Raw genomic sequence first — 24,602 nt, forward strand, 5'->3', positions numbered from 1 at the left:
ACACCTTACCTATTCTCACTACTTATATAGAGGATAAGGAGATAATAAACTAAATAAATATATGCAAAACATTAATTGGGGTGATGCATCTTTTCAACACGGAAATACGACGTAGCAATTATGGGAGCTGGATACACTGGACTCTACATTGCTTCAAAACTTCTAGAAAACAATCATAAAGTTTTAGTTATCGAGTCAGAGCCAGGTTTGACTCATGAGAAATATTATTCGGGAATTAACGGAAATAAGGTGAGGATTTCGAAGCGTTTCTGGCATTATGTTGATGATCTTGGCCTGAATATAATAGATGAGGATGAATATGGTTTCTGGGTTAGACCATTAGATGTAATCGTATTATTGGCTTCTAAAGTTATTAGCCTTGGCGGAGAAATAATTGTTGATTCTATTATTGAACCCACATATAAAATTATGGATGATAGAATCATAATTATAGGTGCAAGTGTTAGATCGGTTGAGGACGAGGGTGGGCTAGATAAATTTTATATTTTAACTCGAGGAATAATAGATACTTCTCCATCAGCAATCATAGTGAATAACCTTATTGATAGATTAAAACTAGGAATACCTATTCAGGGTGCAGGACCACAGATACCGGGCTCAGATGATGTTATAGGTAAAACCACATGGATTTTTCCGGGAATATTAGTAGCGGGGCTTGCAGCAATATATACTAATGCAGGATACATACCATTTCCAGATATTGGCCCATTATTTGGAAGCGGCTATAGAGCTGTAGAATTATTTGTTAAGGGTTATCCTAAAAACCCAGAGGATTTCTATAGTTTCCCAAGCATTATATGATATTGATAAGTATTAGGGATAGTATACCTATTAGGAATTGCATAATATTCAATGTTATGACTACTCCTTTCTCAGTAGCTTTTCCCCTAATAAGTAATTGGATCTTGATCGCTAAATGGGTCACGCTATAGATTTTATTATATGGTGGTTCAAGTGTTCCATCATTCCTTACTTTCGCATAATTCTCTTTATATACCCCGTTTATTAATCCCCTTATGAAAAGAATTAGCTCTATAAAGTATAGAGTGAAAAGCATTAATCCATATTTTTCAAAGTTTCCGAGAATAACTAGGCTTGCATAATATGCTCCTAAACCATATGTAAAAGAATTGCCTGGAAACACTTTGGCCGGATACCAGTTATATGTAAGGAACGCAATTATTGCTACTAACATTATTAGTGACGCTTCAAAGCTTGGATGAACATTGTTAGTATATGTATATATGAATGTGAAAAACATTAATTGCAAACCCATTGATGCTTCTAATCCATTGTATCCGGCAATCATGTTGAAAGCGTTTGCTGCGCCTAAAACGCCTATAGGTACTAATATCAAGGGATAAGCTAATCCAAAATCTACTACTCCAATAAATGGTATATTCATAGTTGAATAACCAGCTTTGATCACCATCATGGGAATAGCTAGTGGAGCCATTAATACTATTCTATATATTGCCCTTAACCCCTTCTTCCACCCAAAAATATCATCTAAAAACCCTAGAAAACTTGCAAGAAATAATAGAAGGGATAAAGCCATTAATTCAACAATGTATTTATGTAATCCACCAACATAGATCTCTAGGGCTATAAAGAATAAGATCCCAAAAGCTACACTTATTGAAACCCATACACCACCTGCTTCAGCTACTTGTATCATGTATGGTTTATTCATATCTCTGCCTGTGAAACCTATTTCTCGAGCCCGTTTAATCCATAATGGTAAAACAGTATATGTGATCAGAAAGGATATGATTGCTGATAGTAAAGCATAGAATAAAGTGTATTCTGTAAAACATACACTCATCGCTGATCATCGCTCCACTCAGTATTAAATATTAGATATATCTCATTAGCTCTCTTCACACCTATCCCCTCAACAACCATGAGCTCCTTAATGCTTGCATTAGCTATATTGCGGAGAGTCTTGAATTCTCGCAGTAGTTTACGTGCAAGCGTGGGTCCAACAATGCTTTCAGCAACATATAGTATTCTATCTTTCAAACTCATAGGTTTCTTCTCGACACGCATCCTATAGATTTTCTTCTCTTCAGTTTTACCTAGACTCTTAGCTTTTGCGATGAGCCATGCAATAGTTGCTTGTTTATTAGGAGTGTTGAGAACAGGGATTTCGAAATCCAACATTAAAGTATCTATAACACGTAGCACACTCTGTATCTTCCACCCCCTATATTTCTCTAATACTCCAAGCCATCCTTCAACAATAATAAATGGTTGATAACCTTCCTTCTCAGCAGCCTCCGCTAAAAGTTTTGCTTGCTCCCATATCCTGTTATCCCTAATACTATTACCAAGATCAATGACTGTTTTTCTCTCAACCAGAACAGGTTTTTTACCTGGAGCCGCTAATAATAGGAAATCACCAGCAGGTAATGGTTGAACAGCGGTTTTCAAACCATTACTTTGAAACTCTTTTCTAAACTCGGGATGCTTCGAGTTTTCGCGGGAATCAATGATTATGTCTACAGGCGATAACAAAATATGTGACACTTTGTAAACACCATTCCATTACTATGTGTATGCTTGTTTTTGTAATGAGTTATTCATATAATGAATTTAATAAATAACTATTAATTGTATTTCTACAGGGTATTTTCCTTAAACCTAATATAGAGGATAATATATGGTTAGATAAGGTTATAGTAGAGGAATTCTGCGGGAGAAGGTATTCCTGCTAATTCTCTGATCTCATTTCTTTTCAGCTCAATATATGTTTGAATAACTTCTTCGCTGAAAGCTGGTTTTAAATATTCATGATCTGATTCGAGCTCGTCTAATGCTTCATCTAGGTTTCTAGGTAGTTCTCTTATTCCTAGACTTCTTCTTTTTTCGATAGGCATTTTATATACATTCTCTTCTATGGGATCGCCTGGATCAATCTTTTTCTTTATTCCATCTAATCCGGCAAGTATTATGGCTGATGATGCAAGGTATGGATTAGCTGTTGGGTCAGGGGGTCTATACTCTATACGGGTCATATTACCGTTATCTATGTTTGCTAATGGTATTCTTACTGCAGCACTACGATTAGCATAGCCCCATACAAGATATACTGGTGCTTCATAGCCTGGTATTAATCTTCTATAACTATTCGTTGTAGGGGAAACTATTGCTGATAAGCTTCGTCCATGCTCTAGTAGTCCCCCTATAAAGTATCTTGCAAATTGGCTTAAACCATACTTCTCATCTGGGTCGTGGAATAAGTTTTTATCCCCGCTCCACAAGCTTACATGTATATGCATACCGTTCCCATTATCACCCATAATCGGCTTAGGCATAAAGACTGCTTCAAACCCGTTTATTCTCGCAATTTTTCTAGCAATCATTTTAAAGTATTGTATAAAATCACCTAAGGAAACAACATTTTCTTTATTACTGGTAATCTCTACTTGACCACTACTAGCCACTTCGTGGTGATGCTTAACAGTATTTAATCCTGCCTCGTGAAGAGCGGATATTATAGATCTTCTAATATGCGCAACTCTATCAATTGACTCAACTATGTGGTATCCCTTTTTCAAGGGTATACTTGCATTATCAGTCCATGGAGACTCTGCTGAATATATCTCTAATATTTGCCTACCAGGTTCAACAATGTATTTTAGTTTCTCGAAAAGGAAAAACTCCATTTCAACACCCATCACTGACCTATATCCTTCGCTTTGAATTATTTCCTCAGCTTTCTCAGCAATATACCTTGGATCCCTATCGAGCCTCTTCCACTCTGGAAGATATACTTGGGAAATATATCCATATACATTTTTATCCCAGGGAAGCACTATCTCTGTCTCTTTAACTGGCTTCAAGATTACATCGCTAAAAGATATATCGAGAAAACCATATACACTGCTACCATCAAATAAAGTTGTAACACTTGACGGATCTTTTTCATCGCTGAGCAAGAGAGATGTGTTGCGGAAAACACCGATTAAATCGGTAAAATATAGGTTAACGAATTTTATACGGGTCATCTTGTATCATCCTCCACAAATTATACAAGAATCAATTTTTAATTCCGAACAAAATATTAAGAATTATAGTGAAATATACAGATATTATACGGATAATTAGGAGGGATGATATATTGACTAGGAGTTCAACCATACTTGACGATATCGATCTTAAAATATTAGATCAACTAAGAAAATATTCTAGGACGAGTTTTAGAGAAATCGCTTCAAAACTAAACAAGCCTGTCTCAACAATATATGATAGAATTAAACGATTAGAGAAACATGGAATTATCCGTGGCTTTTCGATCGATATAGACTATAGAAAACTAGGATACCAGATAAAAGCTCTAATACTAGTAAATGCAGAGGGTAAAGATCTAATCAAGGTTGAACAAGATATAGCATCTAATCCCAATGTTCAAGCAGTATATGATATTACAGGCGAATACGATATAGCATTAATAGCTAGTTTCAAAACAATTGAGGAACTAGATGCTTTCGTAAAAAAGCTACTAAGCAAGCCAGGCATTAAACACACAAGGACAAGCATTGTGTTCAGAACAGTTAAGGAAACCCAACACTTACCCCTCAAATAAAAAGGTGTATATGTATTGGCAGTTAAGGTAAAATGTTTGAAATGTGGGTTTGAAAGTAATAATTATAGAGGCTATAAATGCCCTAACTGCGGCTCACTCCTAGAAGTAATCCATGATTTTGAATGGATTATAGAATGGGAAAATAATGGTATATGGATATTTTCAAAAATGCTTCCACAAACTAATCACAGAATATCACTGGGTGAGGGATGGACCCCATTAATTAGATCAGATAATCTCTTCAGAAATGAAAACATATATTTCAAAGATGAAAGTAGGAATCCAACTGGTAGTTTTAGAGATAGAGCAGCTGCATTAATAGTGAGCGATGCATTAGATCAGGGTGCTAAGAGGTTAGTTGTTGCAAGCGATGGAAACATGGGTGCGAGCATTGCTGCTTATTCAGCTAAAGCAGGATTACCTGTTACGATATATGTTCCTGTATGGACTGATCCAGAAAAAATATTATTAATGAAAGCTTATGGTGCAAAAGTAATTGTTAGTGAAGAGGATCTAGACACTCTACTACAATATGTTGAGAGAAGAGCTAGGAAGGAAAAACTCTACAATGCATCAAGCACTTATAACATATTAGCTATGGAGGGGTTGAAAACTATTGGTTACGAAATATATCTACAGTACGGAGGGGTTCCTAGTACAGTATATGTTCCACTAGGTAGTGGATTAACAATTCTAAGCCTCTATCATGGGTTCTCAGAAATGCATTCAAACAATATTATTGATCATATACCTAAACTTATAGGTGTTGAAACATGTGCTAATCCTGTATACTCCTCTATACACGGCAACCCTACTAAGTGTAACGAAGAACCAATGCCCGGCTTATATTATAGAAAGCCTGTGTTGAAAGAATATGTTTCGGAGATCATAGATAAACATGGAGAAACAATTGTTGTGAACAATAAGCAAGTATATATGGCAGCTAAGAAACTCGCAATGGAAGAGGGATTATTTGTAGAGCCTTCCTCCGCGGTTGCATTAGCTGGAGCACTCAAAATCGGGGGAACTGAGAACTCAATAATATTACTGACTGGACACGGACTAAAGAGTCCAACCCCCTATACTAGACCTAGTAGAGAAAGATACACTCCATTTCCAGGCTCTACCAAGTCGCTAATATTGAAAATTATATCTGAAAAACCAGGTTTGACTGGATATGAAATATGGAAAAGACTTGGGTTAAGAATATCTGTTCAAGCTGTTTATCAGCATCTGAAGGAATTAGAAAAAATTGGACTTATATATTCTAAGTTCTCGGAAAACAGAAAACTATATTTTCCAGTATATAAGAAGTCAAGTAGTTGATTAAACAATTTTTTGAGTTTTCAATGTTTTCCATTACACGATCACTTATTGGAACCTCTTATTGAATTAAAATGTAATCTTAAAGTTCTTCTTAAAGTATAAACTTTATATTAGATTCCAATAGTATCTGATTATAGAAAAAATAGGGGGACATGAAATTGAGCACCAAGGATAGAGTAGATGTTGTTACAATAGTTACTTATATTGTAGCGGTATATGTTGCAACTATAGCTATTCAAATATATCAGCCATACACTGGAGGATACTTTAACTTAGGGGAAGCCGTTATTTATATAGCAGCAATACTTCATGGCCCCATTGTTGCTGCTGTAGCTGGTGGAATAGGTGCTTCACTAGCTGATCTATCTACAGGTTATGGAATATTTGCTCCTGCCACAGCTGTGATAAAGTTTATAGAGGGTTATCTAGCTGGCTGGCTCATATGGAGGTTCCGCGATAAAGCAAGGAATATAAAAGCTATTGTAGGAGCACTTATCGGTGTATTATATACATTTCTACTGATCTTATTCGCAATATATTATTGGAGCGGCCCAACATATATTGGGCCCAGCCAGATCTTATCTCTAACAATTACTTCAGCATACTTAGATATACCAGTATATGTATGGATCATAATTGTTCTAGTAATAGGTGCATTGCTCTCATATGTTCTAGTGAAGAAACTAGTAACAGCTTGGGAACCATTAGCACTTATCTTAGCAGGACTAGAAATGGTTATAGGGTATTTCCTATATGAATACTTCGTAAGTAATCCATTAACTGGTAGGCAACCTATAGCCGCATTAGCGGAAATCCCTGTTAATATAGGGCAGGCAGTAATTGGTGCATCTATAGCAGTCCCGCTTGCAACATGGTTGGTGAGAGCTGGATATGGCGGTAGAAAAAGTGATTGAAGCGAATATTGTTGAAGCAGGCTATCATAAAGGTTTTTTTATTAAGAATATCTCTTTTGAGCTCAGTAAAGGAGAAATACTCGTTATAACAGGTAGGTCTGGATCTGGAAAAACAACACTATTAAAAACCCTGCTCAACATTCTACATTTGTCAAATGGTTATATTAAAGGAGTAGTACTGATTAAAAACAAGCCTATAACGCAGTATTCTAGTGAGGAACTCTACAATCTAATATCATATATTCCTCAAGACCCATGGTATGCAGTTATCGGGCACGTGGTCTATGTAGAGTATTGTCATGCATTATCTGTGGCAAACATTAAATGTGATCCTAAAAAACTAAAAATATATGGGCTAGACAAACTAGAAAACCACATAACCTATGGCTTGAGCGCTGGAGAGTATCAAAGACTTTTATGGGCATCAAGTATTGATAAAGGATCAGAAATTCTTTTCCTAGACGAACCACTCATATATATAGATAGCACTAGTAGATCAAGATTCATAGGATTTGTGAAAAAATTCATTGAAACAGGTGGCACTGCTATAATAGTTGATCACATGCCTGATAACTGGGTAGGATTTGATCCAAAAATACTGGTTCTAGATAAGGGTGTTCAAAAATATCTCGGACCATATAGGGAAGATCTTCTACCTAAACCGATCATAAAAATAATGAAACAAACCAATCAGTATAAGGGAAGAAAACCTTTACTAGTTTCTAAAAATATATGGTTCAAATATCCAGGCGAAAACTATGTTTTACGAAACATTAGTTTCAAAGCTTATAGTGGAGAAATAACCGGTATATCCGGAAAGAACGGTGCAGGCAAGACAACTTTACTGAAAATACTTGCTGGCATACTAAAGCCGAATAAAGGAAATATTGTAAGATATGGTAGAATAATCTATCTACCTGAAAACCCATTACTATACTACTCCTATCCTACGCCGAGAGAAGAACTATCCGCCTCGGCAAGGGATCCTAGAGAGTTTGAAAGAATCACGAAAAGATTTAGTCTAGAAGAACTTCTTGACAGACCACTATCTATGCTTAGTAGTGGTGAGCGGCGCCGTATAGCTCTTGCATCAGCTTTTCTTGCAGGTTACGATATTTATTTATTAGATGAACCCAGTGGTGGGCTTGATAACTATAGTTTGAAGGAATTATTAGATGAAATAATGTTTTTGAGTAAAAACAATAAGGCAGTCATTATTGCAAGCCATGATGAAAGACTATATCCCTACTTTGATAAAACATGTATTCTCAGAGAAGGTGCGCTTATATGCGAATAATCGGTATACTAGTAGATCTTGTTTATAAGTCATTATTCCTTAAGGGGGAGGAAGGATATAGAGCAACTAGTTCTCTATTAAAAATATTGTTATTAGCCTTAATGCTTACGTATTTCCTACTTGATCCCTCATTGTACTCGTCAATAAATATTGTATCATTAATATTAGTGCTGGGAATAACTGGTTTTAGCTTATCATGGTTCTTATCATCATTTACATTATCAAGCATCCCTGGATTATGGTATGCAGTTACAGCCCTCTTATTCTCATATACTGGATTATCAGAGCCTTTATCATATACGGATGCATTAATAATATATCTTCGCACCACAACATTTTCACTTATCCTCTTATTCTTCGGATCAATTATTAGCCCTGTCAGGCTTGCAAATATATTATTTAGACTAGGTTTTAGAAAGAATAGTGTTGCACCAATACTACTATGGAGATCAATGCCGTATGGATTAAAGTCTATGCAGGAGTCTTTAGCGATAGGAGAGTTGAAAAAGGAAAATGTTGGAAAAAGACTGGGTCCAGCAATGGCTTCACTACTAGAATATAGTGACATGGTTAGAGAATCGAACTATTATCGAATAAACACTTTAATGAAGCATGCGTTCCCAGTCAAGAGCTCGAGGAAACATAATTTACTTCTTATTATAGCCTGTGTTATAATAGGCATATTATTATTGCTTAAAACACTAACGTAGATTCAAATGTAGATATCAGTCAGCCACCGCTTCTTCATCCCCTTAAAATAAGAGTCTGCAGTGTTCGGGACCATCCTCATCTATTAGACAATAATTTTTATAATCAAATAATATAGGTTTTCACAGAAGCCCCTTTTCAACGAGAATTTTCCTCGGCACCGAACAACATGTTTCAATAATTTTGAGACCATATTTTTTAATCAGTAAAGGATGTGGATTAACAATTCTATTAACTAGTTTGTTCTCAATAAGGATCTCGTCTAATGAGTTTTTTACTGGAGAAGGACGCATACATCCCATACTTAATTCCGTGTTTAATTTTCTCCTAGCATATTTTAAAACATCAATAACCTGGTTAATTTTTGGTATAGAAACATTTACGAATAATGTTCCGCGTGCAGGTATTATTAGAAGAAAAACAACTAAGTATGGATTGTAATCTCTTAATAAATCAATAGCTGTGTATTCCCAATCAATACCTCCATATTTTGCACCTATCATAATATGTGGAGCAATATATGGGGGGCCTTCTCTGGCTAAAGTCTCGTATGTTCTAATGTAGTCTTCGATGGTCTTGTTGAGATGCTTAATATCTCTAATAATCCTATTATCCAATACTAGTTCGTAATCTACTATATCGACACCAGCGTTTCTCAGCTTTACTGCTAGTTCTTTATCGATTAATCCTGGATGAACGTTTATGATGAGGCCAAAATTTTTCTTTATCTCTCTTATAGTGTCAAGATATGGTTGGATCGGTAGATATCCCTCCCTAGTAAATCCGCCGCTGATCAATAATCCATGGGCTCCTTTTTTAGCGTAATATCTTGCTAGATCATATAATTGTTTAGGTGTATATACGTGATCCATGCCTTTCAAGAATCTTCCCATACAGTAGTTGCACATAAGCCAGCATTTATTGCCAGTAATGCTTATACTGGGAAATTTTTTACTGGGCATAAATACTAGGATCTCTCTACTCAATATAGTTTTCACCTATTTCTCAATTTTTCTAGTTCACTAATGATACTGTCTAAATACTTCATTACATGGTTTCTGGAATAGAAATTATAGAAGGGGCCGCGGGGACTCTCATTATAGTAGGGTCTATTACAATATGGACATCCGCTGGTTATAAATATTCCCATGTATTTCTCTATATGCCTAACTATTTCTTCGAGAATATCATTATTAACTCTAATGCTTTTATCTAGTATCTCATTGAGCCTATATCCTTTAAGCAAAAAATACCGGATGATTTGAGCTTCACGATAGCGTAATATGTTTATCTCAGGCCTCATTAATCCTTTATCTATTGGTGTATAAGCGAATAACGCTATATCGGCTCCTCTCATAATAAGATCTTCCATCAACTTATACAGTTCTAATGGTTTCTCACCCAATCCTACAATTAAGTGAACTATGACCCTCCTATATCCATATACTTTTATGGCTTCATTGATAAATTTCATATATATTCTCCACGAGTACGGTTTATTAACGATTCTAAAAATCCTAGGAGACGAAGCATCTAATCCTACTCCAAGATAATCTACTCCATATCCCTTGAATTCTTCGAGATATTTTGATGAAATAGGTGTTATGGCTAAACTAATAGGTAATTCAGGAACATTATCGTTTATTTCTCTAATAATCTTTAGTGCTTCATCTAGAAACCAAGGCTTAATTATTGTCTGCAAACATATCCTTTTAATTTCATCTCCATGTTGTTTAAGAGCATTTACTACCTTACTCAACCCAATAGGTGGCCAGGTAATTCTTGATAAGAATTTTTTCGATAAGGAACTCATTATGCTTTGAGCACAAAACTTGCAATGTGCTAAACATCCTTTATCCGAGTATTGTAGCAAGTATATTATATTCATTGGATAACTTATTTGCGGACCATCCATTAACCCTAATTTGACGAGAGACCATAAAGATGCTCTAATCATTATGTCATCCATTAAATCATCCTCACCCTTATTGAACACGTTACCTATTCTTCCAATAGATTTTTCATAGTTAGATATCTTGTTAAAATTAATTGTTAACTAATTATTAGAGTGAAATAATAAATATAGAGTGGCGTGATACGCATTGTCATCTTGGAGATTAATTATCGATGAAGCAAATGTTTACTATAATATGGCTATGGATGAAACACTACTTATTTTGAGAGAAAAAGGACTTATTCCAAACACTGTTAGAATCTATATAATGCGTCCCAGCGCGGTTACTATTGGTTATTTTCAGAGGATAAAGGATGTATTAAATCTAGACTACTTGGATAAATACGGAATAGATTATACTCGTAGAATAACTGGTGGTGGAGCAGTTTATCATGATCAAGATGGTGAAATAACATATTCTATAACAACAGATATAGATAGTATTTCCAAGAATATTCTCGAATCATATAGGAAGATATGTTCAGGAATAGTTGAAGCATTAAAAGAGCTTGGTGTTAAAGCTGAGTACAAACCTATAAATGACATAGTAGTAATGGGGAAAAAGATCTCTGGAAACGCTCAAACTCGTCGTAGAAAAGCTCTTATGCAGCATGGAACACTTATGTATGGAACCAACATTGATATACTGGCCAAAGTACTTAAACCCCCAAAAGAAAAACTTTCCTCACATAAAGCTAAAACTATACACGATAGAGTAACTACTCTAGAGAAAATCTTAGGTTACAAGCCTAGAAAAGAAGATGTTATTGATGCATTGATAAAAGGTTTCGAAAAAGCTCTAAGAATAAGATTGGTTAGGGATAATTATTGGAAGGAGGAGCTAGAGCTAGCCAATTCGCTTATTGATAAATACAGGTCTAAAGAATGGATCTTTAAGAGGTGAATACATGAACAATTCTATAAAAAAATCTATTACCCATAGAGTTCCGGGAGGAAAAACTCTAAAAATTGATGCTGAATTTAAAGACGACGTTATCGTTGACATAGTTATAAGCGGGGACTTTTTCGCTTATCCCGAAGAAGGTATAGAGATGCTTGAGAATGATTTGAAGGGTAAAACAATTAATGAAGCAATACGGATCATAGATGACTATAGAGACAAGATTGAATTACTTGGAATAAGCCTCGATAATATAAAGAATTTATTAATAGAAATATTTCGTGGTGAATCATAATTGATAATTGGTTTCAAAGGCTTCAATATAAAAGATATAATTTACTTATCGATCGGGGTATTCTCAGGAGGATGCGAGCCATCGGTATCTAACGAGTTGAGGCCTACACTGTTATTGGTGAAAGAAAATAATGGCATAGCTGTTATCAGGGAAAACAATGTATTATCAATTATATATGACGGATATAATGCTCCTACAGGAATAATACTGAATCAGAAACACGGAGAAATCTATATGCACACATTCAATGTCGGGAACGAAAGAGTAGAAGGATACTTGACCCGCTCAAAAATTGATCCAAGAATTTTCGCTGGTTTATATGCATGTATGATAGGTAAGGGCTCTGATCAAAGAAAAGCGTTTCTAGAAGTCATGGATACTCTAGCATTGGGAGAAGGCGATCCTCTTAAATATATGAAAACTATTATTTCTGAACATAAGGTTTTCCACAGACTTAACAATGCTTTGAATCGATTAATCAAGAATGAAGAGTTACTGAGAAAAATAATATATAATAAATTAATTATTGGAGGAAGAAGCTTAGGCAATACAGCGTATGTATCGGCAATAATTAAGACCAGTCATGGTTTTATTAAAGAATGTATTGAGCCCATAAGTATTAGTACCTATAAGGAATACAAATGGATCCAACCCAACAAATTCTTTATATGTGGTTTACCAAATGAAATAATGGAGTTTGCTTCGAAATATGGATCCGAAAAACATGTTGATCCATATATGGGTAATTGTATTGTGGGCGATGATGCTGTCAGGCTTGTTATTTTACTAGAAAAATACTTGTCAAGTACTTAATACTTTTTATATTTTTAGATTTTTCTTTAAGAACTCCACAATTTTATTAATTGTTTCATCGTGTAGGCCGTGCTCCATATAGCATGCATCTATTTCAGCTATATCTCTTGGAACACCTATAGCTACTAAGAACTCGGTTAACAATATATGTCTTCTATAAACTTTTTCCGCCAAAGACTTGCCTTTCTCCGTTAATTTAATGTATCCTCCTTTTCTATAAACTATATATCCTAATTCATTAAGCCTCTTCAAATATTCTACAACACTGCTAGGTTTAATCCCCAATCTTCTAGCTAATTCTCTAACTTTTGGTTTAAGACCTTGTTGTTTCATAGCATATATTGCTTCTAAGTAATCCTCAGCTCTCCAAGGTTTTGTTTTATCGTGTGATACCAATGAGGAGTAGCCTCCTAGCCTTGCTTCTTCATTTCTTTAAGTTTTTCGGCTGCATATTTTACAATGTTTATTGCTTCTTCTATAGGCATATAACCATTTATCCTCTCAACAGGTTCTACTCCGTACTCATCCATTTTGTCTGGATCAGTTATTATTACGTCTGGAACATATGCTACATTATACATATCTGCTTCTAGAGGTAATTCAATTGCTTCTATTGTTTCAACTAATATCTTATCGTTTATAAGTGCTAATTGATTGAAAGCATCTACTGTTAATGGGCAATAGGGGCATTCTGGTGTAACAAATATTTTGATATGAAGCGGTACATCTATTTTCTTAGCTTCCTCTATAACGTTTTCTGGAAGTTTTATATCATTATTAGCAATGTATAGATGAACATATATGAATGGAGCAAATTCTTGTCCACTTGGCAATCCATAATATCTAATATTCTTCTTTGGCGATCCATATATGAATGCTGGAACATATCTTGTATGAAGCTGTTTTGCTTCCTCACTATTCTTATCTATGATCTTAAATTCTAGTTTACCATCAGCAAGCTCCATAAGCGCTTTTGCTAAGATCTCTGCTTCTCCGCAAGTTGGGCATCCGTGGTGATGATGAACATGAGGATGGGGGTGAATATGAGTTGCTGTATGCTCGTGTTCATCATCAGGATCATTAGGATCAGGATTGCTCTCTGAACCCTTCTCTACCACTAAGTAATCAACAACTTTTCGCTGGAATTGCTGGAATATTTGTTTTAACGCCTGCTTAGTTTCCTCATCAAATAATTCATCAGCGCTCATAACAAAACACCACATCCAATTTATCTGATAGGCCTACCTAACAATAAACCCACTCACCCTTATATAATCTTCTACATACAAAAGTGGGACTGTATTTAACGTTTTTTAAGCTCTCTACAATTTATTTGGAGCAATTTTTTGAATGAGATATTAGTTATAAATAAGAAAATAAATATATATTGATCGGGAAGAAAAATATGAAGAAGACATTAACAGCAAAGATACTAGAGATTATATGGCAAAACCCAGGTTCAAGTATAAAAGATGTGGCTACGATGCTAAATATTAGTTTGCCCACCGCTAGAGCAATACTGTACAAACTAAAGAATAACGGATACATAGAGAAAACGGGAAAGGGATATGTACTAACAAGTAAGGGTGAATGGTTCATAAACAATGTTCTTCTCAAAGAAAAAACTGCTGGCAAAGAATCAGCAGAACAAAAACCCGTTGATACACCTAGAAAAAGTGAACAAGTAATTATGGAGAGTAAACAGGAAGTAGAAAAGGATAAAAAGGAAAAACAAGTGGTCATAGAGCAGAACCAATTAGCTGGGTTCAAAGAAAAAATAATGAATAAAATAATGCTTCTAGAATCCAGAATAAACGAATTAGAGGAGACAATACAGAGAATAACAACAGATCTCGAATCCATTAAGAATATTTTGAGAACTAAGGAAGAATATGCAAAGATAACTGAGAAAATGGAAAAACCCTCTAATAAGCCAGCAATGCTTTTAGGTGTAAAGAAACAAAGTAAAAGCAGCGAAAACAAGCTTCCAGCACCTATAATGTACATATATGAAGCAAAGAATGCTCTTGGACCACTACTTGACTCTCTGATTAGATCTGGAAAAGTAGAAATAATAGGATCGCTTGTTGTTGACTCAGAATTTTATAGTGAATTCAAGAAAAGATTCCCCATAACAATTTCGGAGGCAGAAAGACTGCCTCCAATGGAGAAGAAATTATTAGAGGAAATGAACCGTGAAGCTATAGTTATAATTCATGCTGGTAAATACTATAAATTGATCAAGTAGCATTGTTGAGGGGGCTGCATATTTCTCCTGAGAATTTTTGCTTACCCAATCTTATAGCAGTATCTACTAAGCCTATCTTCTTCTCTAAAGTAAAAACAACGCTTAAAATAGATTCCTCACCTCTCAATAGCTTTGTACAAGCCCTTGTATGACCATCTATAACATAGTATTCTTTATTATAGTTATATACAAGGATTGGCTCCTCAACTATTTTCCTAGATGGAGGAGGGACTATTTTCTGTGTTGTAATAAGTTCTCTTATGACGAGCTTATCTTTCCAAATATATGCTATTCCACCATGTTTCTTTTCAATAAAATGTATTATGTTAACCATGTGTCTCCAAGTATTGAGCCATGAACTAATTTTTTCTAATGGATTAAATAATTCTATTTCCCATATTGGAATAGATACTCTAGGCTTATAACCTGGAATATTAAGTATTAGAGACTTAACTCTTCTCCTCAGCCAAAGCATTACTCTGGCACGATGATGACCGTCTATTATATAGTATCTCGACATACTGCCTCTAATAACTATGATTGGAGAATCGTATCCGTGGAATAATACTTCTTTAAGAACTAAGCCCATTTTATCTGATTCAAGGTATTTCTGAGTAGAATATAATGTAATTGGATCCAGTGTTTTCTCGCCGATATACTGTATAGTTTTATACTTGTCTTTTAGGATCCAAATTATTTCTCTTAGTCTTCTCTCAACATCTCTTCTACTAGATAACCTTAATCTTTTAGGGAGAAAATCTTTTTCTTTCATGCTCCACATCATCATAAATACTGTATGTCAAAAGCATTCTTTATAATTAAATCTTCTAGGACTAGTTATTCCTTTTATATCTTAAGATTTCATTTCTTCGTATTCATGTGTTATTACCCATGCATATTTTTCTGGGTGTTTCACTCCGTCGGGACAACCTTTTCCATGCCTAATTGGTTCCTTGATCCTGCTAAGTAATACTATTCTACTGGGGATGCTCTCGCTTAGAACCATATACCCGGTGAGATCAGCGAGTTTTTTAGCTATTTCTCTTACATATTCGTGTGAAGGCATATTAGCTGGTGTTAGTCTTCCTCTACTATAACCAATGAACATATAGGCTTTAACTTCTACATATGTTGGATTACCTTTTTCAATTAGTTTTGCGAATCCCTTCAATGCCTCTTCGGAATCATTAAATCCTTTAATGAGGGTTATACGGTAGACTGTGGGTGATTTAAAGCTGGGGAATAAATCTATTGTTTCCATTACAAGTTCCCATGCTCGGGGAACTATTGGTCGATTGAACTCCATGAATTTCTGTTTGTTCCATGCTTCCAAGCTTAAATATAGCTGGGAAGGTTCTTCTTCTAGCCCAGCTAGGATATCTGGTCTCACACCATGAGTTACGAGGAATGTTGTCATGCCTCTTTTATGATATTCTTTGATCAGTTCGCCAAGCCTTGGATACAGTGTTGGTTCTCCTGTTAAACTAATTGCAACATGTTTTGGATTCATTGCCTCCTCAACCATTAAAGGATCAGCTTTTGGATTGCCCTTAAACCCAGCTACTATTTGTCTATGCACCCTTATGCTTTCCTCGGCAATAATTTCCGGATCATCTATTACTGGGATCCTCGTTTCATCCCAATGCATACCAATATCTTCAGGCTGTATTCTCCAGCAATGACGGCATCTAAGCCAACACCATGCTGCAACCGGGGACATTTGTATACATCTATGGCTCTCTATACCGTACCATAAACATTTATAGCAGAACCTCCTGTTTACTAATGCTTCACGTGTCCAATGGCAACGCTTAACAACACCAATAGTGCCTATAAAATGATATCCCTGTTTCTTCATATGTTCATATATCGCTTTATACACTGGGCTACTATTCCAGAACTCCTCTCTTTTCCTCCTAACCTCCTCCCAATCAATACTTCTCTGCATAAAATAAAATCACCTCTCCTATTAGAATTCATTTAAATAACTTAATATAGGAAGCGGTTTATTCTAATAGTAAAATAAAGATAGTATCCAAAAGGCATCTATACATAAGCAGTAAATATTGGAGGATTATTATAAAATGTTCATTGACCCTCGAAGAACTATTATAAGTTTCGATATGGCATGCACTCTTTTCTGGGAGCCCGGATGTAAGCCTGATTATCATAGCAGAGTAGAAATCTTTAAGAAAATCACGGAGATTACCAGGTCTAGAGGATACATGGTGAAATATGAGGATAATCTTTATGAGCTTTACGGGAGGTTGTGGAGAGAGACCCGGAGGAAAGGGCCGAGGAGAGAGCTTTGGCATAAATATGTATTAGCTAAAATGCTTTACAGACTCGGGGCGGAAATAGATCATGTGTTTTTAGAAGAAATATATAATTACTACATAGATGAATCAGCAAAGCTTTTCACTATACTTCCTCCGCATAAATATTTGCTTCAATACCTTAGAGGTAAGGGTTACAGGTTAATCTTAACAACTGCTACCGGCGCTCATGATTTACCATTAAAAATACTTAGAAACAATAATGTATCACATTATTTCTCCATGGTTTTCAGCACTCAACTCATAGGCATACCTAAATCAGATCACAGATTCTATGAGGAAATAGTTGATGTTTTAGGGGTTGATCCTGGAAAAATAATACATATAGGAGACTCTTTAGAACATGATGTATATGCGGCGAGGAAAGCAGGTTTAAAAACTATATATTATGGTTGGAGAACTCAGTGCAGAGCCAGCGATCCACAGCCTTGCATCACTGATCTACTAGATCTTCTTCACCTACTATAAGTCCCCATTAATACTCCATAACCTATAATCTTACCCTTAACAGCTTCTAATACATCAGAAGGTCTAGCACCAGCCGTAAGCCCTGTTTCCTCTCTAAGAGCTAATACGAGGAAATAGTATCGATGTCTTCCATGACCTCTCGGCGGACATGGACCTCCATAACCCACTCTGCCAAAATCATTTATTCCCTGAACACCATGCTCTGTCTCATCCTCCTTAGGAATATTCTCTGGTAACTCCTTAGTGTTAGGAGATATATCATATAGTAGCCAGTGATAAAATATTCCTACTGGAGCATCGGGATCATACATAATTAAAGCTAATTCAGCAGTATTATCCGGTGTGTTCTCAAATCTTAGAGGCGGTGAAACATCTTCTCCCTCACACGTGTATTTCCTAGGTATACGCTCACCATGCTTAAATACTGGACTAGAGACCTCAATAACTTGTTCTGCTTCATTCTTAGCTATCTCTAAGGGATTCTTTTTTCTTCTAAGAAAGATCATGGTATCACCACTCAATAATGTATACAATAATATATTTGTTCATAATTGAATTTTACATTTACTCTCAATAATATCGTTAGTAATTTAGTATTTAACCCATACAAAACATATATAATGGGAGAAATGATGAGCGAACCCGTGTCGGAGCCCGTCCTCACCATCCATTGGGCAGTGAAGATGGTCGGCGTTACTGATAAATAACCATTGAATAAATTATTGGGTGCGCAGTTTGGTTAAGGCAATAATTATGGCTGGCGGAGAAGGTACCCGTCTCAGACCACTAACTGTTAATAGGCCAAAGCCTCTGGTTCCACTAGTTAATAAGCCCTTAATGGAACACGTTGTTCACCTGTTAAAGAGCAAAGGTTTTAAGGATATTGGTGTCACTCTTCACTATTTACCAAATACTATAATGAGATATTTTGGAGACGGTTCAGAGTTTGGTGTTAGAATATATTATAGTATTGAGGAAAAACCTTTAGGTACTGCTGGAGGTGTAAGATTCCTAGCAGATAAATATGATTGGGATGAAACAATAATTGTTATCAGCGGAGACGTTTTCACAAACATTGATCTTGAAAAAATGCTTGAATACCATAGGAGGAAAGGATCAATTTTTACAATGGCCGTGAGGAAAACAGATGATCCTACTAAATATGGTATAGCATTATTAGATGAAGAAGGCAGAGTTAGGAGATTCCTTGAAAAACCTAGTTGGTCCGAGGTATTTAGTGATTTAATCAATATGGGTATTTATATTTTAGAGCCTGAAGCACTAGAAATGATACCTTCAAACGAAGAATATGATTTTGCTAAGAATTTGATTCCTAAACTGTTAAGATTTGATAAGCCAGTATATGGGTGGAGAGCTGATAATTATTATTGGAGCGATATTGGAAGCATAAACCAGTATAAGGAAACACATAACGATATATTATCTGGCAAAGTAGGAATTGATACGAGTATGTTAGGTTTAGAAGTTGCTAAAGGAGTGTATGTTGGCGAGAACACTAGTATAGATGATATTGATAATATTATTCCACCCGTTGTCATAGGGAAGGATACGAGAATAAAGAAAAACACTATTATAGGGCCTTTCACGGTTATAGGTTCAAACAATATTATAGAAAATGGGGTAAGAATAGAGAAATCAATTATATGGGATCATAGCTATGTTGGTCCCGCAACAACAATAATTGACTCAATAATATGTAATAATGTACATATAAGCGATCACGTCGCCGTCATGGAGGGAGCAGTAATAGGTGATGATACAAGGATAGGTAGAGGATCAATTATAAGGCCTAATATTAAGATCTGGCCTTCAAAAGTAATTGATCCATATACGATTGTATCAATAAATATTAAATGGGGAATTAGATGGTATGAAACACTAATAGAGCCGTGGGGAATAACCGGTTTATTAAACATAGAAATAACTCCTGAATTAGCAACCAGAATAGGTTCTGCTTTTGGATCATCTCTTCCTAGGAGCAGCTCGGTGGTTGTTGCAAGAGATACATATGCTAGTAGTAGAGTAGTAAAACACAGCATTATAGCAGGGCTAATGAGCTCTGGAATAAACATATACGATCTCGAAGTATCACCGCTTCCAGTATTAACATATTATATTAAGAAGAAAAAACTTAGAGGGGGAATACATGTTAGCTCACTAGTATATGATCCGTTGAGAATACGTATTAAAATATTTGATCATACAGGTAAGTTCATAAATAGATCACAGGCTAAGAAAATAGAAAATATATTCTTCAAGGAAGCATTTAGAAAGGTTCTCGGAGACCAAGTAGGAGATCTTTACCCAACAATAGATCATATAGACCAATATATTTCAGACATATCAAAACATGTATCGCTCGAAAACATACGCAGACAGAGACGGGTCCTAATAGACTGCAACTATGGCTCAGCAGGTAGTTTATGGCCGAAACTAGTGAGAGAGCTGGGACTAACTGTTTACCAAGTAAACTGTAATGAACAATCTCCAATAATGCCTCCTCGAGAACCATTTATACATGCAAGTGTTGATTCAGCAATAAAAATCATCCCTCTCCTAGGCTTATCTGCTGGGTTCATTTATGATAGTGATGCAGATAAGCTAATCGTAATTACTGATTCCGGAAAAGTTGTTTCAGGAGATCAGCTCATAGCCTTGGTAGCAAAAATATTATTGGAAACGCATGGAAAAGGAAAAATAGTTATTCCGCATAATTCTTCAAAAGTAGTCATAGATACTATTAGAGAATACGGTGGAGAAATTATATTTGCAGAACAAGGATTAATGGGTTTATCAGAAAATATCAATGAAAATATTTTAATGGCCGCAGATGAGCGTGGAGGAATAATTTATCCATGGCTACATTACGGCTCAGATGCAATATTTACATCGCTTCTAATACTAGAATACCTTGGATCAACAGGTTATAATCTAAGCACACTTCTCGAACAACTGCCAAGGACAGCCGTGATAAAGAAAACACTAGTTATCCCCTATGCTCAGAGAGGAAGATTCATGCGCATGATATATGAAGAATTAAGAGAAAAAGAAATAGATACACTAGATGGGATTAAGATTATCGAGGAAAATCTTGGATCAGGATATATCAGACCATTACCTAATGAGCCTTTAATAGAAATAACCGCGGAATCAGATAATCAGGAAAGAGCGGAAAAACTTGCAAAAATGCTTCTAGACCTAGCATATAAGATCAAGTCAAAGCTTTAATCTTTAATACCTCTTAGCTTAATTAGAACTAACTATATCACTCAAAAATATTGTTTATGGAATGAAAATTGAGAGGGCGATATCATATTGTCTGATGTAAATATATTGATCATAAATGCGTCTCCGAGAAAATATGGAGATTCCACAAAGCTGTCCGCAATAGCTGAGAAAGGAGTATTAGATGCTGGAGGAAAACCTGAGAAGATATTCTTGTACGATTACAATATAAAAGAATGTATGGGATGCGTATCAGATGATCAAAAAATATGTAGGTTTCCATGCATAATAAGAGATGACGACTTCAATATGCTTGGAGAAAAAGTTCTAGGAAGCGATGGTTTCATCGTAGTATCTCCAATCTACTGGTACAGTGTTCCAGGTAGACTGAAAAACTTCATAGATAGAATGACAAGCATGGAGAACATGATAGTACATATAGGGAGAAGCCTGCTTGAAGGAAAAGTAGCTGGATTCATTGTTACAGGAAGTGATAGTGGAAGTCTTTTAGAGATAGCCTATTTAATGGTTGTAATGAATAGCATGGGGATCCATATACCTGCTTGGGCACTAGCATATCACCATTCTATGGAAGAAGTATTAAACGATGAGCAAGCAGTCCGAGACTCATATAATGTAGGATTCATAGTTACAATAGCGGCTAAAATGTTAAAGGAAAGAAAACAATGGTATAAAAGCGATGTAGACATTGAAGAACTAAGAAAGATTGCTTCAAAGAGCATAGAGGGGTACATTGAGGATAAACGTTTAAGACTACAATTCTATAGACAAGCATTAAGCAGGGAGGATAATGAAGGGTAAAACAAGCTGTAATATTTATCGCAGCAAATCTTATTGACCACATTTATGAGTTTCAACAATTTTCCTTATAATTCTCGATACACTATATAAGTTCTCATCTATCCTTTTATCAAGTCTCTCCACTTTAACACTTGATAACCCCCTTGCTTCCAATTCTTTTTTCAACTTCTCTTCCTGGGGCCACTGATCAGGCCCTAAAAGTATGATGTCTGGCTTAATGTTCTCTACTGGTTTTAAATAATCGTGTTCATCGCCGAGAACAGCTTTATAAACATACTTAATATTTTCTACAACCTTGAGCCTTTGATTCTCAGGTATTACTGGTTCTCTTTTCTTGAATTTTTTAAAGTTTTTATCTCTTGCTACAACTACGTATACTCTTCCTTTTTCCCATGCTTTTTTGAAGAGGTATATGTGTCCGGGATGAATTATTTCGAATCCTCCAGCCACTAGTACTTTTGGCCTATTTAGAAGTTTTGATAATGGTTCCCAGAATATATTGATTTTACCGAGATACCGTAGACTATCAATTAATCCTTCAGCATAAGCTACACAGGCTAAGCTGGTCTCATAATCTTTTTTATCAAAATAATACTTAGCATCTGAGAGGTAAGCCTCAGCTATCTCGATAAGCTTTTTCTCTTTATCTCCGAGTTTTGACTTATCTATTTGGTTCAATGCTTTTTCAACATTTAATATATAAGCATCAACCCTATTTCTTAGCTGTATTTTCATAATCATTCATCTCCATCAACTATATATCTCTATAAAAATATTTGTTAAACACTCAGACCCCTATTCCGATTACTCCTAGCTAGGTAAAAGTTATTTTTGCCTTATGTTAACTCTATATGTTATGATAATAATTGCTTCCCAGGGATAAAGCCTAATGGTTTGGGGTAAGGGATTAGCCAGGAGATTATATGGTTTAACAGGGGTAGTGTGGTCCAAGTATTTAGATATAGATGAAAGGGGTAGGCTCATAGTTAAACTAAAGGGGTACAAGATAGACATAGCAAAACTAGTATCTGACAAGCAATTGCCAGGAGCCCATATACGAATACTGCCTATTATACGATACATGATGGATCAAGTCTATGAAGCATTCATGGAAGCATTTAGGAAATTTGGGTACAAGGGAGCATTTAAACCAGTATACCCATTGAAATCCAACTCTACTCCTATAGTAGTCGATACTATCTGGCGATATGGTATAAAATATAGTTGGGGATTCAATGCTGGAACATATCCAGAAGTAAAACTTATTTCTAAATATATAAATGAAAAACCAAGACTTCTAGTTGTTGATGGTATTAAAGATAATAAATTGCTTGATCTACTTTCAAAGATGTGTGATAGCTGGGAGATAATTGTAGATATCGAAAGCATGAGAGACGCTGACCTATTATCGAAATATCAAGATCTAAATATTGGTTTAAGAGTTAAAGTTACCTCCAAAAGTTCTGGTTTATGGAGCCATTCAAGCGGTTTAGACTCCAAATTTGGACTATTAATTAACACGTTAGACGAAATGGTTGAAAAACATCCGTGGGTACCTAATAGAACAGTTTTATTGCATGTACATGCAGGATCACAAATTACAGATAAGAACAGATTAGAGGATATTATTAGAGAAACAATAATCTTATATAATAACTTAGTAAAAACTGGTTTTAAGAATATTAGATACATTGATTTCGGCGGCGGTCTTGCATATCCCTATATTGAAGCATCTAATCATGTGTTCTCAGCTAATTATAGCTTAAACGAATATGCTGAGATACTAGTTAAAGAATTGGTTAAATCAGCAGAAAATACACCGGATATAGTTTTTGAGGGTGGAAGATATATAGTTGCTCCACATAGAATAACGGTTACAAAAATAATAGATACAAGGCCTTATTCTACCTCTGACCGTGGTGAAACAAGTTATCCTATTGTGGAGGAGATTAAGAATACAGAGAATATTAAGGAACTCGTATATGTATCTAGGAAGGCTAGAGAAGTAATTACTAGGCTAATGCTTAAATTCCCAATAAATATTGAGTCTAGGAGAATACTTGAAAAGCTGTTAACCTCGATAAACGAGGCAATAACTAGTAAGGCATATGAGATAATACATAGAGATAATGATAAGGCATTAGAGGAGTTGATTAAAACACCAAACTATGTACTTGAAGAACTAGTGAGTCCTACCCGTCGATTCTTTGCATCATTCTCATTATTTTCGCACTTACCAGACACAATAATTGCGGATCAATATTTCAAGATTATTCCGTTGCAGAGACTTAACGAAAAACCAGAAGTCCTAGGTGTAATAAGTGATCTTACATGCGACAGTATGGGCGAATACAGTTCATTCATAACGTTTTTACCAAACAATATTGAATATGAAACAGAAGATCTATTTACATCGCTGGATCACAAACTCATGTTTATCCCTGGAAAAACTTTAAGACTAAAAGGAGTACCCCTACATATTCCGCGGAAAAACGAAGATTATTATATAGCATTTCTAGACACTGGTGCCTATCAGGATATGCTCTCAATGAATCATAACTTATTAAACGGATATCCAGAAATCATTATAGATATAATTAATGATAATTTAAAAATAATCTATGAAAATCTAGAATCTGCAGAAAACTATCCATTATGATTTTTA

The 24,602-nt window shown here is 35.4% G+C and carries 25 protein-coding genes; 14 read left to right on the forward strand and 11 right to left on the reverse strand.

What is annotated here, in order from left to right; translation table 11 throughout:
• The first annotated feature begins 120 nt into the window (after positions 1 to 120).
• Positions 121 to 822, forward strand: a complete 702-nt coding sequence (locus SMAR_RS00905) for a flavoprotein involved in thiazole biosynthesis-like protein (protein WP_011838484.1) — start codon at positions 121 to 123, stop codon at positions 820 to 822.
• Here SMAR_RS00905 and SMAR_RS00910 read toward each other — a convergent pair.
• From SMAR_RS00910 to glnA, 3 genes are all read right to left on the reverse strand, one after another.
• Positions 815 to 1,846: an MraY family glycosyltransferase gene (locus SMAR_RS00910; protein WP_011838485.1), complete on the reverse strand. Its 1,032-nt coding sequence runs from the start codon at positions 1,844 to 1,846 to the stop codon at positions 815 to 817. The genes SMAR_RS00905 and SMAR_RS00910 overlap by 8 nt on opposite strands.
• On the reverse strand, positions 1,843 to 2,550 hold the full coding sequence (locus SMAR_RS00915; RefSeq protein ID WP_011838486.1) for an ERCC4 domain-containing protein: 708 nt from the start codon (positions 2,548 to 2,550) through the stop codon (positions 1,843 to 1,845). The genes SMAR_RS00910 and SMAR_RS00915 overlap by 4 nt, the downstream gene beginning before the upstream one ends.
• A gap of 137 nt (positions 2,551 to 2,687) precedes the next feature.
• Entirely contained in the window at positions 2,688 to 4,031 is a 1,344-nt protein-coding gene (gene glnA, locus SMAR_RS00920) for a type I glutamate--ammonia ligase (RefSeq protein ID WP_011838487.1), read from the reverse strand.
• 113 nt (positions 4,032 to 4,144) lie between these two features.
• Between glnA and SMAR_RS00925 the strand changes: the two genes are divergently transcribed.
• The 5 genes from SMAR_RS00925 (at position 4,145) to SMAR_RS00945 (ending at position 8,856) form a co-directional block, all read left to right on the forward strand.
• Positions 4,145 to 4,609, forward strand: coding sequence for an Lrp/AsnC family transcriptional regulator (locus tag SMAR_RS00925; protein ID WP_011838488.1), 465 nt, complete (start codon positions 4,145 to 4,147; stop codon positions 4,607 to 4,609).
• Positions 4,610 to 4,624: 15 nt separating this feature from the next.
• Entirely contained in the window at positions 4,625 to 5,935 is a 1,311-nt protein-coding gene (locus tag SMAR_RS00930; protein ID WP_011838489.1) for a pyridoxal-phosphate dependent enzyme, read from the forward strand.
• 152 nt (positions 5,936 to 6,087) lie between these two features.
• On the forward strand, positions 6,088 to 6,849 hold the full coding sequence (locus SMAR_RS00935; protein WP_052833773.1) for an ECF transporter S component: 762 nt from the start codon (positions 6,088 to 6,090) through the stop codon (positions 6,847 to 6,849).
• Complete coding sequence (locus SMAR_RS00940; RefSeq protein WP_011838491.1) at positions 6,827 to 8,146, forward strand: ATP-binding cassette domain-containing protein; 1,320 nt, start codon at positions 6,827 to 6,829, stop codon at positions 8,144 to 8,146. Before SMAR_RS00935 ends, SMAR_RS00940 begins: the two co-directional genes overlap by 23 nt.
• A complete protein-coding gene (locus tag SMAR_RS00945) occupies positions 8,137 to 8,856 on the forward strand; it encodes a hypothetical protein (protein WP_011838492.1) in 720 nt (239 codons plus the stop codon). Before SMAR_RS00940 ends, SMAR_RS00945 begins: the two co-directional genes overlap by 10 nt.
• Before the next feature lie 120 nt (positions 8,857 to 8,976).
• Here the strand turns inward: SMAR_RS00945 and lipS1 are convergent, their stop codons facing one another.
• Positions 8,977 to 9,840: a LipS1 family lipoyl synthase gene (gene lipS1, locus SMAR_RS00950; protein WP_011838493.1), complete on the reverse strand. Its 864-nt coding sequence runs from the start codon at positions 9,838 to 9,840 to the stop codon at positions 8,977 to 8,979.
• Between the two features lie 8 nt (positions 9,841 to 9,848).
• Positions 9,849 to 10,823, reverse strand: coding sequence for a radical SAM protein (locus SMAR_RS00955; protein ID WP_011838494.1), 975 nt, complete (start codon positions 10,821 to 10,823; stop codon positions 9,849 to 9,851).
• Between the two features lie 133 nt (positions 10,824 to 10,956).
• On the opposite strand from SMAR_RS00955, the gene SMAR_RS00960 reads away from it, so the two are divergent.
• Genes SMAR_RS00960 through SMAR_RS00970 form a run of 3 tightly spaced genes read left to right on the forward strand, consistent with a single transcriptional unit; the run spans position 10,957 to position 12,817 of the window.
• Positions 10,957 to 11,712, forward strand: a complete 756-nt coding sequence (locus tag SMAR_RS00960) for a lipoate--protein ligase family protein (protein ID WP_011838495.1) — start codon at positions 10,957 to 10,959, stop codon at positions 11,710 to 11,712.
• Between the two features lie 4 nt (positions 11,713 to 11,716).
• Complete coding sequence (locus tag SMAR_RS00965; protein ID WP_011838496.1) at positions 11,717 to 12,004, forward strand: lipoate protein ligase C-terminal domain-containing protein; 288 nt, start codon at positions 11,717 to 11,719, stop codon at positions 12,002 to 12,004.
• On the forward strand, positions 12,005 to 12,817 hold the full coding sequence (locus SMAR_RS00970; RefSeq protein ID WP_011838497.1) for a hypothetical protein: 813 nt from the start codon (positions 12,005 to 12,007) through the stop codon (positions 12,815 to 12,817).
• A gap of 6 nt (positions 12,818 to 12,823) precedes the next feature.
• Here SMAR_RS00970 and SMAR_RS00975 read toward each other — a convergent pair whose 3' ends face one another.
• Together SMAR_RS00975 and SMAR_RS00980 are read right to left on the reverse strand one after the other, a co-directional pair.
• The gene (locus SMAR_RS00975; protein WP_011838498.1) at positions 12,824 to 13,213 is read right to left on the reverse strand and encodes a metal-dependent transcriptional regulator; all 390 of its coding nucleotides are present in this window, start codon (positions 13,211 to 13,213) and stop codon (positions 12,824 to 12,826) included.
• 14 nt (positions 13,214 to 13,227) lie between these two features.
• Positions 13,228 to 14,025, reverse strand: a complete 798-nt coding sequence (locus SMAR_RS00980) for a thioredoxin family protein (RefSeq protein ID WP_011838499.1) — start codon at positions 14,023 to 14,025, stop codon at positions 13,228 to 13,230.
• A 197-nt stretch (positions 14,026 to 14,222) separates the two neighbouring features.
• On the opposite strand from SMAR_RS00980, the gene SMAR_RS00985 reads away from it, so the two are divergent.
• Positions 14,223 to 15,065: a winged helix-turn-helix domain-containing protein gene (locus SMAR_RS00985; RefSeq protein WP_011838500.1), complete on the forward strand. Its 843-nt coding sequence runs from the start codon at positions 14,223 to 14,225 to the stop codon at positions 15,063 to 15,065.
• On the opposite strand, the gene SMAR_RS00990 is transcribed toward SMAR_RS00985, so the two are convergent.
• Together SMAR_RS00990 and twy1 are read right to left on the reverse strand one after the other, a co-directional pair.
• The gene (locus SMAR_RS00990) at positions 15,058 to 15,837 is read right to left on the reverse strand and encodes a ParB/Srx family N-terminal domain-containing protein (RefSeq protein ID WP_148676704.1); all 780 of its coding nucleotides are present in this window, start codon (positions 15,835 to 15,837) and stop codon (positions 15,058 to 15,060) included. The genes SMAR_RS00985 and SMAR_RS00990 overlap by 8 nt on opposite strands.
• Before the next feature lie 81 nt (positions 15,838 to 15,918).
• Positions 15,919 to 17,013: a 4-demethylwyosine synthase TYW1 gene (twy1, locus tag SMAR_RS00995; protein WP_011838502.1), complete on the reverse strand. Its 1,095-nt coding sequence runs from the start codon at positions 17,011 to 17,013 to the stop codon at positions 15,919 to 15,921.
• Positions 17,014 to 17,131: 118 nt separating this feature from the next.
• Here twy1 and SMAR_RS01000 point away from each other — a divergent pair, with 118 nt between their 5' ends.
• Positions 17,132 to 17,869 (forward strand): HAD family hydrolase, encoded by a 738-nt coding sequence (locus tag SMAR_RS01000; protein WP_244372444.1) that lies wholly within the window; start codon positions 17,132 to 17,134, stop codon positions 17,867 to 17,869.
• Here the strand turns inward: SMAR_RS01000 and SMAR_RS01005 are convergent.
• Positions 17,857 to 18,375 carry a YbhB/YbcL family Raf kinase inhibitor-like protein gene (locus SMAR_RS01005; protein ID WP_011838504.1) on the reverse strand — a complete coding sequence of 173 codons (519 nt, stop codon included), beginning with the start codon at positions 18,373 to 18,375 and terminating at the stop codon, positions 17,857 to 17,859. The two genes, SMAR_RS01000 and SMAR_RS01005, sit on opposite strands and share 13 nt — an antisense overlap.
• A gap of 220 nt (positions 18,376 to 18,595) precedes the next feature.
• Here SMAR_RS01005 and SMAR_RS01010 point away from each other — a divergent pair, with 220 nt between their 5' ends.
• Both SMAR_RS01010 and SMAR_RS01015 read left to right on the forward strand, forming a co-directional pair.
• Entirely contained in the window at positions 18,596 to 21,118 is a 2,523-nt protein-coding gene (locus tag SMAR_RS01010) for a mannose-1-phosphate guanyltransferase (protein WP_244372445.1), read from the forward strand.
• A gap of 87 nt (positions 21,119 to 21,205) precedes the next feature.
• Positions 21,206 to 21,937, forward strand: coding sequence for a flavodoxin family protein (locus SMAR_RS01015; RefSeq protein ID WP_011838506.1), 732 nt, complete (start codon positions 21,206 to 21,208; stop codon positions 21,935 to 21,937).
• A 30-nt stretch (positions 21,938 to 21,967) separates the two neighbouring features.
• Here the strand turns inward: SMAR_RS01015 and SMAR_RS01020 are convergent, their stop codons facing one another.
• Positions 21,968 to 22,678: a DUF357 domain-containing protein gene (locus SMAR_RS01020; protein ID WP_011838507.1), complete on the reverse strand. Its 711-nt coding sequence runs from the start codon at positions 22,676 to 22,678 to the stop codon at positions 21,968 to 21,970.
• Between the two features lie 148 nt (positions 22,679 to 22,826).
• On the opposite strand from SMAR_RS01020, the gene SMAR_RS01025 reads away from it, so the two are divergent.
• Positions 22,827 to 24,596, forward strand: a complete 1,770-nt coding sequence (locus SMAR_RS01025; protein ID WP_011838508.1) for an arginine decarboxylase — start codon at positions 22,827 to 22,829, stop codon at positions 24,594 to 24,596.
• The last annotated feature ends 6 nt before the right edge of the window (positions 24,597 to 24,602 follow it).

Source organism: Staphylothermus marinus F1 (assembly GCF_000015945.1).
Taxonomy (GTDB): domain Archaea; phylum Thermoproteota; class Thermoprotei_A; order Sulfolobales; family Desulfurococcaceae; genus Staphylothermus; species Staphylothermus marinus.

Coding starts and splice junctions, on each gene's coding strand:
- SMAR_RS00905 (WP_011838484.1), top strand. CDS start 121: ATGGGAGCTGGATACACTGGACTCTACATTGCTTCAAAACTTCTAGAA.
- SMAR_RS00910 (WP_011838485.1), bottom strand. CDS start 1,846: ATGAGTGTATGTTTTACAGAATACACTTTATTCTATGCTTTACTATCA.
- glnA (WP_011838487.1), bottom strand. CDS start 4,031: ATGACCCGTATAAAATTCGTTAACCTATATTTTACCGATTTAATCGGT.
- SMAR_RS00935 (WP_052833773.1), top strand. CDS start 6,088: ATGAAATTGAGCACCAAGGATAGAGTAGATGTTGTTACAATAGTTACT.
- SMAR_RS00940 (WP_011838491.1), top strand. CDS start 6,827: ATGGCGGTAGAAAAAGTGATTGAAGCGAATATTGTTGAAGCAGGCTAT.
- SMAR_RS00945 (WP_011838492.1), top strand. CDS start 8,137: ATGCGAATAATCGGTATACTAGTAGATCTTGTTTATAAGTCATTATTC.
- SMAR_RS00955 (WP_011838494.1), bottom strand. CDS start 10,823: ATGGATGACATAATGATTAGAGCATCTTTATGGTCTCTCGTCAAATTA.
- SMAR_RS00965 (WP_011838496.1), top strand. CDS start 11,717: ATGAACAATTCTATAAAAAAATCTATTACCCATAGAGTTCCGGGAGGA.
- SMAR_RS00980 (WP_011838499.1), bottom strand. CDS start 14,025: ATGAGCGCTGATGAATTATTTGATGAGGAAACTAAGCAGGCGTTAAAA.
- SMAR_RS00985 (WP_011838500.1), top strand. CDS start 14,223: ATGAAGAAGACATTAACAGCAAAGATACTAGAGATTATATGGCAAAAC.
- SMAR_RS00990 (WP_148676704.1), bottom strand. CDS start 15,837: ATGAAAGAAAAAGATTTTCTCCCTAAAAGATTAAGGTTATCTAGTAGA.
- twy1 (WP_011838502.1), bottom strand. CDS start 17,013: ATGCAGAGAAGTATTGATTGGGAGGAGGTTAGGAGGAAAAGAGAGGAG.
- SMAR_RS01005 (WP_011838504.1), bottom strand. CDS start 18,375: ATGATCTTTCTTAGAAGAAAAAAGAATCCCTTAGAGATAGCTAAGAAT.
- SMAR_RS01020 (WP_011838507.1), bottom strand. CDS start 22,678: ATGATTATGAAAATACAGCTAAGAAATAGGGTTGATGCTTATATATTA.
- SMAR_RS01025 (WP_011838508.1), top strand. CDS start 22,827: ATGGTTTGGGGTAAGGGATTAGCCAGGAGATTATATGGTTTAACAGGG.